The organism is Paraburkholderia sabiae, from assembly GCF_030412785.1.
GTDB classification, from domain to species: domain Bacteria; phylum Pseudomonadota; class Gammaproteobacteria; order Burkholderiales; family Burkholderiaceae; genus Paraburkholderia; species Paraburkholderia sabiae.
Genome location: NZ_CP125295.1, coordinates 4195457 through 4212484, shown reverse-complemented (window position 1 = coordinate 4212484; position 17028 = coordinate 4195457). Strand labels below are relative to the sequence as shown.

General features: G+C 62.2%; 16 protein-coding genes. 7 read left to right on the top strand and 9 right to left on the bottom strand.

Annotated features, from left to right (window positions below; genetic code table 11):
• Window positions 1–594 precede the first annotated feature (594 nt).
• On the top strand, window positions 595–1554 hold the full coding sequence (locus QEN71_RS18920; RefSeq protein WP_201660662.1) for an FUSC family protein: 960 nt from the start codon (window positions 595–597) through the stop codon (window positions 1552–1554).
• An 84-nt stretch (window positions 1555–1638) separates the two neighbouring features.
• Here the strand turns inward: QEN71_RS18920 and QEN71_RS18915 are convergent, their stop codons facing one another.
• A complete protein-coding gene (locus tag QEN71_RS18915; RefSeq protein WP_201660663.1) occupies window positions 1639–1860 on the bottom strand; it encodes a dodecin family protein in 222 nt (73 codons plus the stop codon).
• 232 nt (window positions 1861–2092) lie between these two features.
• On the opposite strand from QEN71_RS18915, the gene QEN71_RS18910 reads away from it, so the two are divergent.
• Window positions 2093–2761: a glycosyltransferase gene (locus QEN71_RS18910; protein ID WP_201660665.1), complete on the top strand. Its 669-nt coding sequence runs from the start codon at window positions 2093–2095 to the stop codon at window positions 2759–2761.
• A gap of 108 nt (window positions 2762–2869) precedes the next feature.
• Here QEN71_RS18910 and QEN71_RS18905 read toward each other — a convergent pair whose 3' ends face one another.
• Genes QEN71_RS18905 through coxB form a run of 5 tightly spaced genes read right to left on the bottom strand, consistent with a single transcriptional unit; the run spans window position 2870 to window position 9186 of the window.
• Window positions 2870–4192: a cytochrome c gene (locus tag QEN71_RS18905; protein WP_201660668.1), complete on the bottom strand. Its 1323-nt coding sequence runs from the start codon at window positions 4190–4192 to the stop codon at window positions 2870–2872.
• Complete coding sequence (locus QEN71_RS18900) at window positions 4189–5115, bottom strand: cytochrome c oxidase assembly protein (protein ID WP_307792592.1); 927 nt, start codon at window positions 5113–5115, stop codon at window positions 4189–4191. The genes QEN71_RS18905 and QEN71_RS18900 overlap by 4 nt, the downstream gene beginning before the upstream one ends.
• A gap of 38 nt (window positions 5116–5153) precedes the next feature.
• Window positions 5154–5504: a hypothetical protein gene (locus tag QEN71_RS18895; RefSeq protein ID WP_201660674.1), complete on the bottom strand. Its 351-nt coding sequence runs from the start codon at window positions 5502–5504 to the stop codon at window positions 5154–5156.
• Window positions 5501–8125 (bottom strand): cytochrome c oxidase subunit I, encoded by a 2625-nt coding sequence (gene ctaD / locus QEN71_RS18890; protein WP_201660677.1) that lies wholly within the window; start codon window positions 8123–8125, stop codon window positions 5501–5503. The genes QEN71_RS18895 and ctaD overlap by 4 nt, the downstream gene beginning before the upstream one ends.
• Window positions 8122–9186, bottom strand: coding sequence for a cytochrome c oxidase subunit II (gene coxB, locus QEN71_RS18885; protein WP_201660680.1), 1065 nt, complete (start codon window positions 9184–9186; stop codon window positions 8122–8124). The genes ctaD and coxB overlap by 4 nt, the downstream gene beginning before the upstream one ends.
• A 191-nt stretch (window positions 9187–9377) precedes the next feature.
• On the opposite strand from coxB, the gene QEN71_RS18880 reads away from it, so the two are divergent.
• Both QEN71_RS18880 and QEN71_RS18875 read left to right on the top strand, forming a co-directional pair.
• Window positions 9378–9569, top strand: a complete 192-nt coding sequence (locus QEN71_RS18880; RefSeq protein ID WP_201660683.1) for a hypothetical protein — start codon at window positions 9378–9380, stop codon at window positions 9567–9569.
• A gap of 39 nt (window positions 9570–9608) precedes the next feature.
• The gene (locus QEN71_RS18875; RefSeq protein WP_201660686.1) at window positions 9609–10982 is read left to right on the top strand and encodes a cation:proton antiporter; all 1374 of its coding nucleotides are present in this window, start codon (window positions 9609–9611) and stop codon (window positions 10980–10982) included.
• A 225-nt stretch (window positions 10983–11207) separates the two neighbouring features.
• Here the strand turns inward: QEN71_RS18875 and nadE are convergent, their stop codons facing one another.
• From nadE to QEN71_RS18860, 3 genes are all read right to left on the bottom strand, one after another.
• Window positions 11208–12050: an ammonia-dependent NAD(+) synthetase gene (gene nadE / locus QEN71_RS18870; protein WP_233472131.1), complete on the bottom strand. Its 843-nt coding sequence runs from the start codon at window positions 12048–12050 to the stop codon at window positions 11208–11210.
• Between the two features lie 108 nt (window positions 12051–12158).
• Entirely contained in the window at window positions 12159–12662 is a 504-nt protein-coding gene (locus QEN71_RS18865; RefSeq protein ID WP_201660689.1) for a CinA family protein, read from the bottom strand.
• 109 nt (window positions 12663–12771) lie between these two features.
• Window positions 12772–13248, bottom strand: a complete 477-nt coding sequence (locus QEN71_RS18860) for a DUF3597 domain-containing protein (RefSeq protein ID WP_201660692.1) — start codon at window positions 13246–13248, stop codon at window positions 12772–12774.
• Window positions 13249–13472: 224 nt separating this feature from the next.
• Here QEN71_RS18860 and QEN71_RS18855 point away from each other — a divergent pair, with 224 nt between their 5' ends.
• The 3 genes from QEN71_RS18855 to QEN71_RS18845 all read left to right on the top strand — a co-directional run bounded on the left by QEN71_RS18855 (window position 13473) and on the right by QEN71_RS18845 (window position 16714).
• Window positions 13473–15752, top strand: coding sequence for an FdhF/YdeP family oxidoreductase (locus QEN71_RS18855; protein WP_201660695.1), 2280 nt, complete (start codon window positions 13473–13475; stop codon window positions 15750–15752).
• A 110-nt stretch (window positions 15753–15862) separates the two neighbouring features.
• A complete protein-coding gene (locus QEN71_RS18850; RefSeq protein ID WP_201660698.1) occupies window positions 15863–16435 on the top strand; it encodes a hemerythrin domain-containing protein in 573 nt (190 codons plus the stop codon).
• A 48-nt stretch (window positions 16436–16483) separates the two neighbouring features.
• A complete protein-coding gene (locus tag QEN71_RS18845) occupies window positions 16484–16714 on the top strand; it encodes a hypothetical protein (protein WP_201660702.1) in 231 nt (76 codons plus the stop codon).
• Window positions 16715–17028: the final 314 nt, after the last annotated feature.

Genomic DNA, 17028 nt, shown 5'->3' with positions numbered 1-17028 from the left:
CCGCTGAAGCAGGGTCGAATAGATGATCGTCGGCAAAGCGTATCGCGCTGCGTCGACGGCACTGCGTGCGTCGGCGCAGTCCGCGCGAGATAAAGGCCGAACGGGCGATTTCGTGCTCTGTAGGCCCGAGCGGAGTCTGGCCTCAAGCGAAACCACCTTCTCGAGAGCAATGCGCTTGTCACTCGTGCTCATAAACAGGATTCCGGTCACGCGGTCGGTAGGTGCCAGCATTTGACGTACCGGATCCGAATTTGACGCGTCGCAGTCGCGTCGTCTACCTGCTGCCGCCGGGGCACTGTGCTTGCTCCGCTGTTCGATATCTACGCACTCCGTTATCTGGCAACTGTTCATGTCTTAGCCTGATTCAGATCGGCGCGATCGACTAACCCGATCTGCAAAAACCGGCGCTACCCGTTTGAATCTTTACGATATCCGCCACCAGGCAACAGGCAAAGGAAGACCACATCATTGTCTCGCAGCCACTGGCGATTCCACCTGAAGCGAAAACTGCGGCTGCACCTTTGCCTTCGCCGCGCGGATGCACTACGCGTCTGTTTGCAGTCGCTTTTCGCAGCCGCGATCGCTTACTCTCTGATGCAAGCAATCGACGCAACGAACGTGACATGGGCAGTCTTCGCGAGTCTTTTCGCCCTGCAGGCGAATGTCGACCGCACGCTCCGCGTCGGAGTCGGGCAAATCGTAGGTGCCGTCGGAGGCTCGGCGGTCGGTGTCGCAACGCTAGCCCTGTTTCCGACTGACGGGGACACGTTGTCGAGATTGGGTCTGGCCACGTTCGCTACGAGCCTCGCCTCGATCTTTTATCCGTCGACGAACTACAGCATCGTGGTGGCCGCCGCGGTCGCGCTGGAGCCTTCGACAGGTCTGACGGGTGCGCTCTCCCGCGCAATAGCGATCGGACTAGGTTCGGCCGTCGGCATCGGCGTGTCCATCATCGTGTGGCCACGGTTCGCCCGGTCGCGCGCGTTCGACCTCATGGCCGACCTGGTCGATGATTGCCGCGATCTGCTGAGCACCCTGTCGTTGCAGTCGTCGGCGGTCGATGGGAAATCGACCGATTCGATTCATGCGCGCTTCCTTCGACGCCTGATCGACGCGCGACTGAGCTCTGGCGATGCGCGCGTGCGGCCGCATCTCAAGCAAGGACCGACCCTTTACGCGGTACTGGATGCGCTGGAAACTCTCTGGCACGGTCTGGTCCTGCTTGATCGTGTAATGCGCAGCCAACGCGACGCGTTGCCCGAACGCGAAACCCTCACGCCGGCCACCAATGCGATTCTCGAGCGAGCCGACGGATACTTGCAGCAAGTTGCGGCTTATCTCCGTGGTGACACCGCTCTGCCCGAAGGCATGGGATCAACGCAGCCGATAGGCGACGCGTGTGCAGCCCTGGCAAAACACATCGATGCAGCACACGGCGCAGGTCACCCGCATCGGTCGGCAGAGATTCACGCATTGTCGACGCTGCTCTTTGCATTCGAGCAAGTTTCGGCAAATCTTCGCAAGCTCGCCACGCTGCTTGATCAACGGGAGTAGGTGGGCGGGGGTGCCATGTGATAACCGCTGTTATCGCCAGCTAGCCACGCGCTTTGCCAGAAAAACTGGACTGTGCGGTATCTCTCAGGCCTCGTACTTCAACGACAGAGAAACCTTGGTTCGATACTCGACCACTTTGCCGTTGTCGAACTTTATGTCGAGCTTGCAGACTTCGGCGATCCGCAAGTCGCGAAGTGGACTAGCGGCAGTTTCGACTGCATTTTTCGCCGCCTCCTCCCATGAAGTCGGGCTCGTGCCAATGAGCTCAGTAACCTTATAGATGCTCGACGGTGTGCTTGTTGCCATGGTCGTACTCCGGATGACATGTGGACGATGCTTTGTCGCGCATCCCTCATGCCTGATTTTTTTAAACCGGGCAAGCGTCCGCGTCAAGGACGGCTGCATACCTCGCGGTTCTCGCACGGCAGTTGTGTACGCAACGAGCGGGCGGCACGACTCGTGCTGCATGAGTATCGTTATCTCCACGTCCCGTGAAGCCTGAACGACCGGATGTCGAGTTCATCATGCGGAGGAGTGAATGATCGGCATCGTGATTCCAGCCCATAATGAAGAAGTACTACTGCCTGCCTGTCTGCGCGCCGCCCAGGTCGCCGCGACGCATCCTCTCTTGCATGGAGAGGAAGTAGCGATAGTTGTTGTGCTTGACTGCTGCAGCGACGGCAGCAGCGCAATCGCCGAGACCGCGGGGGTGAACACTGTCGGGGTCGACGCAAGGAACGTTGGTGTTGCACGGGCGAAGGGCGCATCGTGGACGCTCAACAGGGGCGCACGTTGGCTTGCTTTTACTGATGCCGACAGTCGCGTCGCGCCAGACTGGCTGGTCACACAGTTGGCGCTGCGGGCTGACGCCGTATGCGGCGTGGTGACTGTCGATGACTGGTCCGAGCACGACGCACAAACACGTGAAGCTTTTTACCGGTCGTACATCGATACAGATGGGCACCGGCATGTACACGGTGCGAACCTTGGCGTTTCTTCGCGCGCTTATTGCCGCGCAGGTGGCTTTACCCCTCGCGTCTGCAGCGAAGACGTCGCCCTGGTCGACATGCTGGTCGCAACGGGCGCGAACATCGCGTGGAGCGCGGCCCCGCGGGTTGTCACGAGTGCGAGGATCGCATCGAAAGCGCGAGGCGGCTTTGCTGACACCCTCGCGGCATTCGCAATCGGCCAGGAAAAGAGCACCTAACCACCGGTCCCTCTGGCCAGCCGCCGGACACCGGACACCGGTTGCGGCTGGCGGCGGGGGCAGCATGAATTGGAGCCCGATTCGTGAATGCAGTCGCGTAGAAATCCGTCACTTGTGCAGCTTGCTCCTTAGCGAGCTGACGTCATTGGCCGTGATCGGCTGCGCGTTGTTGCCCCACGCGCTCCGTATATACGTCAGCACCTGGGCGATCTGGACATTGGCGAGCGTCGCTGCAAAACCGGGCATCGACTGGCGCGGCGGCCCCGTTAGTGTCGATGGACTGTTGCCGCCTTCCACGAGCAAACGTATCAGCGACGTCGTATCTTCTGTGAGCACGGACGGGTTGCCCGCCAATGAAGGAAATGCGTTGGGCACGCCCATCCCGTCCTCGCGATGGCAACTCGCGCAGAACCCTCGGTACACGTTGAAGCCGAGCGACAGTTCATCGGGTACGCGGCTGCCGTTGACGGGCGATCGCGCGGGTTCGACGTGGGGCGTGTAAGTGCCAGACGAATTCTGCGCCGGCAATGACTTCAGATAATGCGCGATCGCCTGAGCGTCAGCGTTCGTCAGATATTGCGAACTGTCTTCGATCTGCTCGACCATGCTGCCGTACGCGATCACACCACCCGCATGCCCCGTCTTCAGGAACGACGCGATATCGGCCTCGTTCATTCTTCCCAGGCCGGATCCGTTGTCGCCCGTCAGGTTCGGCGCGAACCAGTGATCGTTGACGCCGCCCGTCAAATACGTTTTCGTCGACTCGTCATAGCCGCGCTCCTGGAAGCCCGCGCCTCGCGGCGTATGGCACGCGCCGCAGTGCCCCAGCGATTGCACCAGATACGCGCCGCGATTCCATTGCGCGTCGCGATCGGCGCGCGGTGTATACACACCTTTCGGCGCGAACGCGAGTTGCCAGAAGCGCAACGTCCAGCGCTGGTTGAACGGGAAGGCGACGTGCGAAGGCGGAGTCGGCTGGGCGACGGGTGCGACGCCCTGCATCATGTATGCGTAGAGCGCGTCCATGTCGTCGTCGTTCACCTTCGCAAACGACGCGTACGGCATCGCCGGATAGAGCCGTTTGCCGCCTCGTGCAACGCCTTCGCGAAGCGCACGGGCGAACTCTTCGTATGTGTATTGCCCGATGCCAGATTGCCTGTCGGGCGTGATATTACTCGACATGATCGTGCCGAACGGCGAGGCCAGACCCAGGCCGCCCGCGTACGGCTTGCCTTCGACAGCCGTATGGCAGCCCGCGCAGTCGCCTGCTTTCGCGACATATTCGCCGCGCTGAAGCGTTTCGCGACTGGCGGCGATCTTCGATGAAGGAACCGTTCCAATGTATTCATCGGACGATGCGGTCGCGAATGCCAGCGCCCATGCGCCCACGAAGGCGCAAGCGGCCAGCCGCCGGATCGACGCGCGTGTCATGTCGAACCGTCCCGCGGCACGATGACGGCCTGCCCTGTCGCCAGCGCGGGCGCTTTGCGACGCGTTAGCCAGCGCGCGGCGATCGCCAGGGCGCCGATCAGATACGCAGCGGCCGCCGGCACCCACATGATCAGCCCGCCCAGTTGCTGGTCGTGCAGCGGATCGACGCCCATCGCGCTGCAAGGCTCGGCATACAGCGGATACCAAAGGCCGGGTGCGAGCGTAATCAACGCACCGAGCGCGCCCGTATGCACCATCGTCGTGAAGAGCGACAGCATGGCATGACCGCCCGTCTGCCGCCTTGCGCCCTCGCCCGCAACCGTCCACCAGAACAACAGCGCGGTGAGTAGAAAGCTCGCGTGCTGCAGCGAGTGGATCCACGGATGCAGCAGCGCAGCCTGGAACATCGTCGGCATATGCCATGCCCATAGTGCGACGGCATGCAGCAGCCAGGCCGTCAACGGCGTTGTCAGTCCTCTCCAGCAGGACGAAAACCCGTCCGCTCTCACACACCGTCCGACACCCGCGCGCGCACGCCGCGGCAATGCCCACATCCAGACGCCGAGGGGTCGGCCCGCGACCAGCAGCGGCGCGGCAATCAGCATCATCGATTCGTGCTGCACCATGTGCGCCGAGAAAAGCGCGCCGCTCAGCGTGTCGAGCGGCGAGAAGAGCGCGAGCGCAAGCGCGACCCAGCCGCTCAGGAAGCCAATCAGATGTGTCGCTCGCACGCGCGCGCTGTGCGATCGCAGTGACGCGCGATTGCGCAGCCGCCAGTAGCCGGTGACGTATGCGGCGATGCTGACTGCCATCAGCGCGACGACCCATGGTTCGTACGTCCATCCGAACGACGGCGGACTCTCTACCGACCCCGTGAGCCCATGCGCGCACGCGACGCCCGGCGCGAGCGTCAACGCAGCCATGAACGCCACGCGACCACGTAGATGCCTGATAGAGCGCTTCATTGACAGGGCGACAGCAACCATTGGGGGAACCACATCATCAACTGAACCAACGCCGAGAGCGCAGCCACCAGCATGGCCATTAGCGGAAAGAACGCTGCGTGCGCGGCAGGAATGCTATCGTCAGACGCGTTGGGTTCGCGGGAATGCGATACGCGCCGCCAGCGTCGATACGCGAGCCACGCAGCGGCGACCGAAAATACGAATGCGACGGCACTTACGATCCCGAGCGCGACCGTGTTGCGCTGCGCGCATGCAACATGCACGAGCGCATAGTTGAGACTTTGCGCGCCGAGCACCACGAGGGGCGCCGCGAGGAGTCCGGCCCACGATGCAAAGGACGGATTCATAGCGACATCCGTGGCGCGAAATAGATCACCGCATAGATCGGTAGCCAGCTCAACACGATGAAGTACCAGTAGAACGCGTTCTCGCTCGTGTCGACGAGCCGCTTGCCTTCGTACGGCCCCGTGAATAGCAGCACCGCGAGCACGGCGGTGTCGACGGTATCCGTAATCAGGTGCGTCGTGTGCAAAGCCAGCAAGGTCCACACGATCGATCCGTATGCATTCGCGTTCCACATCACGTTGAGCGCTGTGAATTCGAAGCCGCGCAGCACGAGAAAGATCAGCGCGAAGCAGACGCATACGGCGAGCCACAATCGCGCGAGTTCGCGATTTCCTTTGTTCGCGGCACGTCTTGCGAGCTCGTTGGGCACCATGCTCAGTATCAGCACGACCGTATTCAGCGAACCCCATAGCAGCGACGGCGGCGGCGCATGCAATGGCCATGACGCGTTGACCGTGCGCAGATAAAAATAGACGGCGACCGCGAGCGCGAAGACCGAGCCTTCGATCAGCATGAGCCCCGCGGTTGCCCACCACATCAGACTGCGCGCGCCAAAGCCGAAGCTGGGCAATGCGCGAACGTCGAGCGTCGACGGCTGCGCATCAGAAGACGAACCATCGCGCGAAGAAGTGACAGCCGATGCTCGACTCCTCCGCCCGCGCCCCGCCACTTCCGGCCACCGCTCGAGCGCGCGCGCAACGGCATTCTCGCGCCGCGTCGGCCAGAACCAGACGATCATCGCAATCGCCACGGGCACCGTGCCCCACCAGACAGCCGACGGCGTGTATATCGAGCCGATAAAAAAGACGGTCGTTGCGATCGCGCTGACGAACGGCCAGATCGACGGCGACGGAAACAGCGGGCGCGTGTCCGGTATCGCGTCGAGTGCGGAAGTCGTCAGCACCTCACGCGCCGAAGCGGTGAGTCCTGACACGAATCGCGGCTCCCGGCGCGCCGACCACAGCGGCTCCTGTTCGTACACAACGGGCAATGCATCGAAGTTGTGAGGCGGCGGCGGGCTCGGCACGCTCCATTCAAGCGAGCCGCCGCCCCACGGGTCCGATCCGGCGAGCTGTCCATGCCGCGCATTGCGCGCCACGTTGAACAGGAAGATCGCGATACTCACGGCCATCATGTAAGCGCCGACGGTGGCGCCGAGGTTCATCCCGTCCCATCCCATCCCATGTGGATACGTCCACACCCTGCGCGGCATCCCCTGCAAGCCGAGCAGATGCATCGGGAAAAACGTCACGTTGAAGCCGATGAAAAACAGCCAGAAGTGCCATCGACCAAGCCGCTCGTCGAGCATGCGGCCCATCACCTTCGGAAACCAGTAATAGATCGCGCCGAACAGCGGGAACACTGCTCCGCCGATCAGCACGTAATGCAGATGCGCAACCACGAAGTAAGTATCGTGGACCTGCAAATCGAGCGGCACCGAACCGAGCATCACGCCCGTCATGCCGCCCAGCACGAGATTGAAGAAGAACGCCAGCACAAAAAAAAGCGGCACCTTCAGATTGAGCCGCCCGGTCAGCAGCGTGGCGAGCCAGCAGTAGATCTGAACACCCGAGGGAACTGCAATCATCACGCTCGCCGCCGTGAAGAAGCTCTTGCCAAGCTCGGGCACCGCGGTCGCGAACATGTGATGCACCCACAGCCCGAACGCCAGAAACGCAGTCGCGATCAACGACAGCACCATCGCCGGATAGCCGAACACCGGGCGTCTCGAGAATGTCGCGATGATCGACGACATGAAACCGAGCGCCGGTATGAAGATCAGGTACACCTCGGGGTGCCCGAAGAACCAGAACAGGTGTTGCCACAACAGCACATCGCCGCCGAGCGACGGGTTGTAGAACTGCGTGCCGACCAGCCGGTCGAGAATCAGCGCGGTACTCGCGAGCATCACGGCCGGCATCCCAAACAGCACCATGAACTGTGTAACCAGCGTGGCCCATACGAACAGCGGCATGCGGCTGAGCGACATACCCGGCGCGCGCATCTTGAGTATCGTCGCGATCAGCACGACGGCTTCGAGCAGCCCCGATAGCTCGGTGAACGTGATCATCTGCGCCCAGATATCCGAGCCTTTTCCTGTCGAATAGTCGGGGCCCGCGAGCGGCACGTAACTGAACCAGCCCGCGCGAGGACCTGCGCCGACAGCGAGCGCGCCGAACAGCAACACGCCGCCGAACAGAAAGACCCAGTAGGCGTACGCATTCATGCGCGGAAACGCGATGCTGCGCGCGCCGACCATCAGTGGTACGAGCCACGCGGCCACGGCTTGCATTACAGGCACGGCGAACAGGAACATCATGGCTGAGCCGTGAGTCGTGAACAGCTGGTCGTAGAGATCGGGCGAAATCAGACGGTTGTCGGGGCGCGCGAGCTGGGCGCGCATCGCGAGTGCGAGCACTCCCGCGAGTAGAAAGAATACGAACGTCGTCGCGATGAACCGGCGCGCGATGGTCTTGTGATTGACGGCCGACAGCATCCCGACCAGTCCCGGCGGATCGCGCCACGTTTGCGCCAGCGCGTCGAGCGTCTCTGGCGACGCGTCCGGACCGTCCTTCAGATCGAGGTTCTGACCGGTCACGATACGCGCTCCCGTCGTGCTCATTGGAGCGTCTCCAACCACGCAACGACCGCGCGCAGGTCGTCGGCCGTGAGAGGCAAGGCAGGCATCGTCGTGCCCGGCTTCATTGCATCCGGCTCGCGGATCCAATGCAGCAGGTTGGCTTGCGTGTTCGCAAACATGCCCGCTGCGATCGTCTGACGGCTCATCAGATGCGTAAGGTCCGGTCCAAGCGTTCCTTGCGCGGCGGTACCGCGCACCGTATGGCATCCGGAGCACGTCGAGCGCTCGAAGACCTGCCGGCCGCGCTGCGCGAGCGCATCGACGGACGATACCGCCGCGCCCGCCTGATTCGCGCGCCATGCGCTGTACTGGTCCGGTGATTCGGCAACGACCAGCATCGCCATCAGCGCATGCTCGGCGCCACAAAACTCGGCGCACTGTCCGCGATACACGCCGGGTTTGTCCGCGCGAAACTCGATCGTCGACTGGATGCCGGGCAGCATGTCCTTCTTGCCGTGCAGATTGGGCACCCAGAACGTATGGATGACGTCGCCCGCTTTCAGCGCGACGACGATGGGCCGCCCGGCGGGGATGTGCAGTTCGTTCGCCGTCGTAAAACCGGGCTGACCGCTGTCCGGTGGGTACACCGCCTGCCACCACCATTGCTGGCCAGTCAATTCGATCCGCACGGGATTCACGACGGGCAGCATCGACAATGCGCGATCGGTCAGCACATCGGCGGCGACGAGACCGACCAGCAGCACGACAGATACCGACGAAGCAACGATCACCCCGCGCCGTGCAAGTCTTTCGGTAGGGTCATCGGGCGCGGAGTCGGGCGCCGTCGATGCATCGCTGCGTTGCGCGCGCAATAGTGCGATGAACATCGCGAGAAGCACCGCTGCGAACACGACCCCGCAGACGACCAGCGTCAGGTTCCACAGGTCGAGAATGCGCGCCGCCTGTACGCCCGCCGGCTTGAGCACGCTTTGTTGCGGAGCGGCGCTGGCATCAATGGCAGCGAGTGCCGATAACAGCCCAGCAACGAGCAGGCGTGTGTGCACATGCGCTCGCTCGCGGCGAAGACGGATGACGTCGCTCATTGCATTCGTCAACGTAATGGCGGATGCGTGCACTCAGCATACGCCGTGCCGCAAGACAGTCTGTCACGCCTTCATGAAGCGACGGACAGCCGCGCAAAGGCATAACGGATGCTCGTCTAACGGACGCGCTGCAGCTTCCCGACCATCGAGAGAACCGCGACGGATGGGCGCATAACTCCAAGGAGCAACTCATGAATATCAACCAGTCGCCAGAGAAGCGGGAGCCGCAGCAATCCAAAGTCGGACGGGGCACGCCGCCCGCGCGGACGCCGGAACCGCAATCCGATACGGACGTTCAGCCGGACCAGAATCCCGTACGCAATACGCCCGACACCAGCGGGCCGGCAGGCCCCGGCGGGCCGGGTAACGCGCCGAAGCCTTGATCTGCGCCACGACGTGAAGTTGATTGATCGGGTCCGCACATGTTGATCGAGGCCGCATGGTTCGCCCTTGTCGGCGTGCTGCTCGTCGCGGTGGCGATCGGCCGTGGATTGATTGCGCGTCTGCCCTTGAGCGGCGCGATGGTCTATCTTTGCGTCGGATTTCTAATCGGCACTGCGGGCGCTGGAATGCTGCCGGTCTCGCTCGACGGCGATGTCCGGACGCTGCGCATCGTCACGGAAGTGGGCCTGGTCGTCTCGCTGTTCTCGATCGGCATGCATCTTCGCGTTTCCTTGCACGATCGCCTCTGGTGGCTACCGCTCAGGCTCGGGTTTCCCGCGATGATCATCACCGTCGCGATCGTGACGGCCACCGGTATCTGGGGGCTGCATCTTTCTGCAGGCGCTGCGCTCGTGCTCGCGGCCGCCCTCGCGCCGACCGACCCCGTACTCGCCAATGAACTTCGCGTGCGCGAAGCGGGCGACGACGAGCCGCTGCGATTTTCACTGTCAGGCGAAGGCGGTTGCAACGACGGCGCCGCCTATCCTGTTGCGCTCGCGGGCTTCGCCTTAAGCGGAATTCAGGGCTTCGCCGGCAGCAGCCCGATTGGATTTGCGTTGAGCGTCGTTTGGGGCCTGGGCGGCGCGGCGCTGATCGGTTGGGTGTGCGGTGTCGGCATGGTCAAGATCGTGACAAGGCTTCGCACGCGCTATGGCGAAGCGGTCGGCGTCGAAGGCTTTCTCGCGCTCGGTTTGATGGGGATCTGCTACGGCGCGTCGCTCGCGGCGCACACCATTGCGTTCGTCGGCGTGTTCGTCGCGGGCGTCGCGTTACGTCACGAAGAGCTCAAGGCAACCGGCGACCGCCCGCCGTCGGAAGTACTGGCCAGCGTGCAACGAAAAGAGAAACACACTGCGGCCACGGATCCGGAGCGAGCCCACGCCTACATGGCTGAATCGATGATGGGCTTTACCCGTGAAATCGAACGGCTCGTCGAATTCGCATTGATGCTTGCCATCGGCAGCGCCGTTTCCGCACATTGGCGCGAGGTGCTGACCTGGCACGCGATCTGGCCTGCACTAGTGCTCTTTCTCGTCGCGCGGCCTGTCGGTACTTCACTTGCCCTCGTCGGCGCGAACGTGGATGGCTATCAGCGCGTTCTGATCGGGTGGATGGGCATTCGCGGTGTCGGCGCATTTTATTACCTGCTGCTTGCGCTCGAGCAAGGCGGCAATCAGTTCAGGCCGCTTGCTTCAGTGATACTCGCGAGCATCACGTTGTCCGTCATCGTGCACGGATCGAGCGCGACACCTGCGCTCAACCGTTACTTCCGCAGACAACATGCGCGCAGTTCGCGGCAGCCGCGAAACGGTATCCCCCCGAAAGCGCGCCGGTACGACAGCGCCGGTTGGTGACCTGCGGTCGCGGGCAATGCTCAGGAACTACGGATGCTCGATCAATGAAGCGGCGGTGCGACCCGGACGCCATACAGAACCCGCACCTTCCCTTGACCGAAACAAGGCCGCCGTCCCAAGAAGACAAATCATAGTGCTTGCGGCGGTGCAGACCCGCGTCCAGTCCCGAACAAGCGGGCTGCCCTTTCGGCCCGCCGGTCGGGAAGCCACGCGACGCTGGCTTGTTCATCCCGGCGTCACCGGCAATGCACGCTTGTGGCGCGTCGCCATGTAGAAGCGCCGGATCGTGGTCAAGACTTCGTCGCTAACAGACTTGCCTTCGAGGAAGTCGTCGATATCGTCGTAGGCAATCCCATAGCTGTCTTCGTCAGGTCTTTGCGGCGTCAACGTTTCGAGGTCGGCAGTCGGCACTTTCATCACCAGATGATCGGGCGCGCCTATCACTCTCGCCAGTTCCCGCACGCGTCGTTTCGTCAATCCGGCAAGCGGGAGAATATCCGCGCCACCGTCCCCGAACTTGGTGAAAAAGCCCATCAGAGATTCGGCCGCATGGTCCGTTCCGATCACGACACCTGCTCTCGCGCCCGCGATCGCATACTGCACGATCATCCTCTGCCGCGCCTTGATGTTGCCGAGCACGAAATCTTCCTGAAAGTCGTCGGTGTATTGCGCCCCCGCGCGCTTGAGCGCGGACAGCATCGCATCGGACGGTTCTTTCACATTGACCGTCAACGCCTCGTCCGGGCGGATGAAGTGCAGCGCGTGCTGCGCATCCGCTTCGTCGCGTTGCTCGCCGTAGGGCAGGCGCACGGCGAGGAAATGCGCTTCATAGCCTTTCGCCCGTAACCGCTCGACACTGAGTTGTGCGAGCCTCCCCGCGGTCGACGAATCGACGCCTCCGCTGATGCCGAGGACGTATGTGCGCAGTCCGTTCGAATACAGGTAATCGCTGAGGAATTCGACGCGCCGTTCACGTTCGGCGTTTGCGTCGAAATGCGCAGGGACGCATAGCTCGAGGATCACCTGGCGCTGCCAGTCGCACTGGAACGCTGACACATCGACAGTCATGTTTGATCTCCGTATCGGTGATGAACTCTGCGCTGCGGCGTTACCGCGGCGAGAGCACGCGGTGCTGCCCGAAACACCGGACCGGCCGCCGTGCAACCCGATGCACGCTCATCGGTGGGCTCCGAGCTCATTGAAGTAGTGCTCGACGCGGGACAATGCGTAGCGTGCGGCCTGACGCCTGATTTCGTTACGGCTACCCGAAAACTGGCGGGTTTCCGTGAAAGTAGCGATGGAGCCATCACGAAGCCGGTAGGCCCACGCGAAGCATTGCGTACCGGGAGCCAGACCGCTGGAAGGCACGGCATCGGCAACGCCTGTATTGGAGACTGCAACGTCAGCGCAAACGGCGTCCTGCTGCAGCGCCCCTTCCGCCATCTCGCGTGCGACGGGTTCGCTCGTCAGCCCATGAGCCTGCATCGTTGCATGCTGCACACCGAGAAAGCCCGCCTTGCCCGATGGCGAGTATGTGACAAACCCGACGTCCAGACATCCTCCGCTGCCCGGCACCTCGGCCAGACACGATGCGATCAGCCCGGCCGTACATGATTCGGCCGTGACCAGTTTCAGGCCGCGCGAGCCGAGAAATGACACTACCTGCCTTGCCAGATTCATCGCCTTCTCCTTCCGACTCTACGCAGCAGGCAGGCGCGCCTCAACCTGCTGGACCTCGCCCTCGGCGCCGGACCATACCCGCGCAGGCGCGGGTATGGTCAGGTGTAGCTTAGTTCTTAAGATCGTCGGGCACCTTGCCGCCATTTTCCGCGAGCTTCTGCATGACCTGTTTGTGCAGCCAGATGTTCATCGCCGCTGAATCGTCGGTGCTGCCGCTGTAGTGAAGCTCCGATGCGAGTTCCTTTCGCGCAGCCAGGCTGCTGTCCAGGCCGAGCAACTTCAGCAGATCGACGATCGACGTTCGCCAGTTCAGCTGCTCCCCATGATTGGCCTGCATCTGGATAAGCACGGCCTCGACGTCGACTTCCTGCCGGGGCGCGGCGGGCTGAACCGGCGGCTGGGCTGGTATCGAAGCGGCCGTGGATGTGGTCGCACCCGCGCCGCTGCTGGCAGTCGCGGGCGGCGCGTTCGCGGGCGATGCCTGTTGTCCGGCAGCCGCGCCGGGCGCCCCCGGCACCTGCGCCGCCGCTCCGCCGCTTGCGTGGTGGCCAAAAATCTTGTTCATGATGTTGCCGAAGATGCTCATGACGCCCTCCTGTTTGCGGGAGCAACGCATCCCGCAAGCGCTGTGCCGACCACGGACCCGTCGTGGCGCGGGCGATACGCCTGATGCGGCAAGCTGCGCACAAACTGCACTGCCGCTTCTACCGCTTCAGACCGCGCGGCTACCCGCCCTTGCGGAGCAGATCGTTCGGGGAATACGCATTGCTCGTTATGTCACGTCGTGCTATTTCCCGGGAGCATCTCACCATGAGCAAAGTCAACAAGAGCCCGTCCTATCCGTTCGCGTCCGGCGGCTGGGGATCGCTGAAGTCTGTAACGACGATACTGGCTCAGGAAAAGATCGCGTTGAAAGACAGCACGATTCTGCTCAAACAGAACAAGCCAGACGGCTTCATGTGCGTAAGTTGCTCGTGGGCGAAGCCGGCCGATCCACACACATTCGAGTTCTGCGAGAGCGGCGCAAAAGCGACCGCATGGGACACGACAGCGAAGCGCATGACGCCGGAGTTCTTCGAGCTCAACACCGTGACGTCGCTTCTGAACTGGCACGATCACGATCTCGAGGAAGCAGGCAGGCTGACCGCGCCGATGAAATATGACGCCGCTAGCGACAGATACATCGAAGTGGGCTGGGAGGAGGCGTTTCGGGAGATCGGGCGGGAACTGGCCGCGCTTGATCCGGAGAGCGTTGTCTTTTATGCGTCAGGTCGGGCATCGCTCGAAACGTCATACATGTACCAGCTTTTCGCACGGATGTACGGCTGCAACAACCTGCCCGATAGCTCCAACATGTGCCATGAGAGCACAAGCGTCGGGCTGAAGGAGGCAATCGGCGTAGGAGTGGGCACTATCACACTCGAGGACTTCGAGAAGACTGACCTGATGTTTTTCTTCGGACAAAACGTCGGCACCAACAGTCCCCGGATGCTCCACCAGTTGCAGGACGCACGCAAGCGCGGCGTGCCCATCATCACCTTCAACCCGCTGCGCGAGCCCGGTCTGGTTTCGTTCGCGAATCCGCAGTCACCCGTGCAAATGTTGACGCCTGCGCAGACGCAAATCAGCACGCAGTATCATCAGCTCAAGACGGGCGGCGACACGGCCGCGATCCTCGGCATCTGCAAGGCGGTCATCGAAGCCGACGATCAGGCAAAAGCGCAGGGATCGCCCCGGGTAGTCGACGTCGCATTCATCGACGAGCACACGACAGGTTTCGACGAGTTCGCCGCGCACGCGCGGGCAACGGACTGGAGTGAGATCGAACATGTTAGCGGTCTGACGCGCGCCGCCCTGTTCGATGCGGCGAGCGAATATATGCGCGCGAACGCGGTGATGGCGCACTATGGAATGGGTTTGACGCAGCATCGGCTGGGCGTGCAAAACGTGCGCATGCTGACCAACCTGCTGCTCTTGCGCGGGAACATCGGCAAGCCGGGTGCCGGCCCATCGCCCGTGCGCGGACATTCCAACGTCCAGGGTCAGCGCACCGTGGGCATTACGGAGAAGCCAGAACTTGCCCCGCTCGATCAACTCGCAAAGCAGTTCTCATTTGAACCGCCGAGGAAGAAAGGCCTGAACACCGTCGAAGCATTCGAAGCGATGGTAAAAGGCGACGTGAAGGCCGTCGTCAATCTGGGCGGCAATCTCGTAAGGTCCGTGCCGGACCGGCTGCAGACGGAGCCCGCATGGTCGCGCCTGCGACTCACTGTCAATGTGGCGACCAAGCTCAATCGCAGCCACCTTGTTCACGGCGAACTGTCGTATGTACTCCCGTGCCTGAGCCGGATTGAAACACACCGCACGCCACTTGGCGACCAGGCCGTTTCGATGGAAGACAGCACAGGCTGCATGCATGGCTCCAGAGGTGCCACCGAACCCGCAAGCGCGAAGGCACGTCCCGAGCCATTCATCGTGGCAGGCATCGCGAAAGCGACGCTAGGCGAGCGCTCCACCGTCGACTGGAATGCATGGCGCGACGACTACTCTCGCGTTCGCGACGAAATCGCGGCGACGTATCCGGACATCTTCCACGACTTCAACGAGCGCATGTGGCAGCCGGGCGGCTTCCACCGGCCGCTGCCTGCGCGACATCGCGAGTGGAAAACGAAATCCGGCAAGGCGGAGTTCCTCACGCCGCATTCGCTGGGCGAAGATCCCGACATGCCGGAGAAAGTGCCCGAAGCGCTCCGTCTGATGACCCTGCGCAGCGATAGCCAGTTCAACACGACCATCTACAACATCGAGGATCGTTTTCGCGGCGTAAAGAACACGCGCATGGTCATCCTGATGAATCAGGCGGACATCGATAAGCGCCATCTGCGTGAAGGACAGAAAGTGACGCTGCAGACGATCGCCGACGATGGAATCGACCGACGCCTGGATGGACTTGAAATCAAGGCGTATGAGATCCCTGAAGGGTGTATCGGTGGCTACTATCCGGAATGCAATGTACTGCTGCCGCTTTGGCACTACGCAAAAGAAAGCATGGTGCCCGGTGCGAAGTCGATTCCGGTGAGGATCGTCTAACGAGTGCTGACGAGCCAGCACAAAGGCTGTTGAGGACCGCGGGAACGAGACATGCTGCCGGAATCGCGAACGGTTATTTGTCTGTGTCCGCACCATGAGAGGTCCACACCATGCGCTACGTACCTACGATCACGACGATGATCCGTCTGGATCACACCCACGTCCTCGCTGCGTTTCATCGTTACGGCAGCGAGACCTCGTGGTGGCGAAAGCGTGCGATCGTCACATCCGTTTGCAGAGCGCTTGAAATTCATGCGCAGCTCGAGGAAGAGATTTTCTACCCTGCGCTCGCGCGCATTGCACCGACTGACGAAACCCTAAAGAAGAGTCGGCCGGAGCATGACGAAATGCGGGAGGTGATCGCGAAGCTGCGTGGTATGGGTCCCGAGAATGCCGCGTACGACTCGCTGTTCATGCAGTTGATGCGTGACACTCTGCACCATGTCGCCGATGAGGAGACGAGGCTCCTGCCTCTGGCGGAACGGGCGCTCGGACCCGAGCTACGCGCCCTTGGCGCAGACATGACGCGCCGGCGCATGCAACTGCTCGGAGAGCATCCCGTCGAAGTCGCGGTCAATACGGCGGGTACGTTTCCCGTCGCGACTGCCGTGTTCGTGGGTTTGCTCGCATGCGGCGTGGCGCGGCTCCTCGGCGGCAATCGGCGACCGGTACGGAAGGTATGAAACACGGCGCAGCCATTGCGCACGCTCCCCCCTCAAGGAGTAGAAAATATGAACGTCACGTCGATCAGGTGGCTTCATAGCGTGCGTCTCTCGCGTAACACCTATCTGTTTTCCGCGGCTCCCGGTGATGACGATTCAGAGAAAGAAGATATCGACGGCGAACTCGCCAATACAGGTGACATCGCGAACATGAGCAATGGCAAGACAGGAACGAATACAGTGGCCGAGCCCGACAAAGCGAAACCGGAAAGCGCGCATGTACGCAACGACAACCCGTGATACGCGCTAACTCGCAAAACGGGAACCGGCAGGGTAAATGGGTTTTTCTACGGCTCCCCCTTGCGCGCACCAGTAGGCTTCCCACGGCCGAGAGCGGCGCGACGGTACTCGCGCGCTTTTCGTTGCGCGGATACCCGATGAGGATCTTGCCGCCCCGTTCCTTGGGCCGAGGACTACTGTCAATTTCTGCGGGACTACGCCACATGCTGCGCACGGCCGGCAGGACTCTCGTCGGTCCTCTAAATCGCGTATCAACCGCGGCCGAAATCACGGGAAGCTGCTAGCGCGACACGGTTCGGCCAGGCGCTCCCTCT

Bases quoted from the DNA above. Each gene is read 5' to 3' on its own strand.
- QEN71_RS18860 (WP_201660692.1), bottom strand. From the start codon at position 13,248: ATGAGCATCTTCGGCAACATCATGAACAAGATTTTTGGCCACCACGCA.
- QEN71_RS18850 (WP_201660698.1), top strand. From the start codon at position 15,863: ATGCGCTACGTACCTACGATCACGACGATGATCCGTCTGGATCACACC.
- QEN71_RS18865 (WP_201660689.1), bottom strand. From the start codon at position 12,662: ATGAATCTGGCAAGGCAGGTAGTGTCATTTCTCGGCTCGCGCGGCCTG.
- ctaD (WP_201660677.1), bottom strand. From the start codon at position 8,125: ATGAGCACGACGGGAGCGCGTATCGTGACCGGTCAGAACCTCGATCTG.
- coxB (WP_201660680.1), bottom strand. From the start codon at position 9,186: ATGAGCGACGTCATCCGTCTTCGCCGCGAGCGAGCGCATGTGCACACA.
- QEN71_RS18900 (WP_307792592.1), bottom strand. From the start codon at position 5,115: ATGGCTGCGTTGACGCTCGCGCCGGGCGTCGCGTGCGCGCATGGGCTC.
- nadE (WP_233472131.1), bottom strand. From the start codon at position 12,050: ATGACTGTCGATGTGTCAGCGTTCCAGTGCGACTGGCAGCGCCAGGTG.
- QEN71_RS18880 (WP_201660683.1), top strand. From the start codon at position 9,378: ATGAATATCAACCAGTCGCCAGAGAAGCGGGAGCCGCAGCAATCCAAA.
- QEN71_RS18895 (WP_201660674.1), bottom strand. From the start codon at position 5,504: ATGAATCCGTCCTTTGCATCGTGGGCCGGACTCCTCGCGGCGCCCCTC.
- QEN71_RS18905 (WP_201660668.1), bottom strand. From the start codon at position 4,192: ATGACACGCGCGTCGATCCGGCGGCTGGCCGCTTGCGCCTTCGTGGGC.
- QEN71_RS18875 (WP_201660686.1), top strand. From the start codon at position 9,609: ATGTTGATCGAGGCCGCATGGTTCGCCCTTGTCGGCGTGCTGCTCGTC.
- QEN71_RS18855 (WP_201660695.1), top strand. From the start codon at position 13,473: ATGAGCAAAGTCAACAAGAGCCCGTCCTATCCGTTCGCGTCCGGCGGC.
- QEN71_RS18915 (WP_201660663.1), bottom strand. From the start codon at position 1,860: ATGGCAACAAGCACACCGTCGAGCATCTATAAGGTTACTGAGCTCATT.
- QEN71_RS18910 (WP_201660665.1), top strand. From the start codon at position 2,093: ATGATCGGCATCGTGATTCCAGCCCATAATGAAGAAGTACTACTGCCT.
- QEN71_RS18920 (WP_201660662.1), top strand. From the start codon at position 595: ATGCAAGCAATCGACGCAACGAACGTGACATGGGCAGTCTTCGCGAGT.
- QEN71_RS18845 (WP_201660702.1), top strand. From the start codon at position 16,484: ATGAACGTCACGTCGATCAGGTGGCTTCATAGCGTGCGTCTCTCGCGT.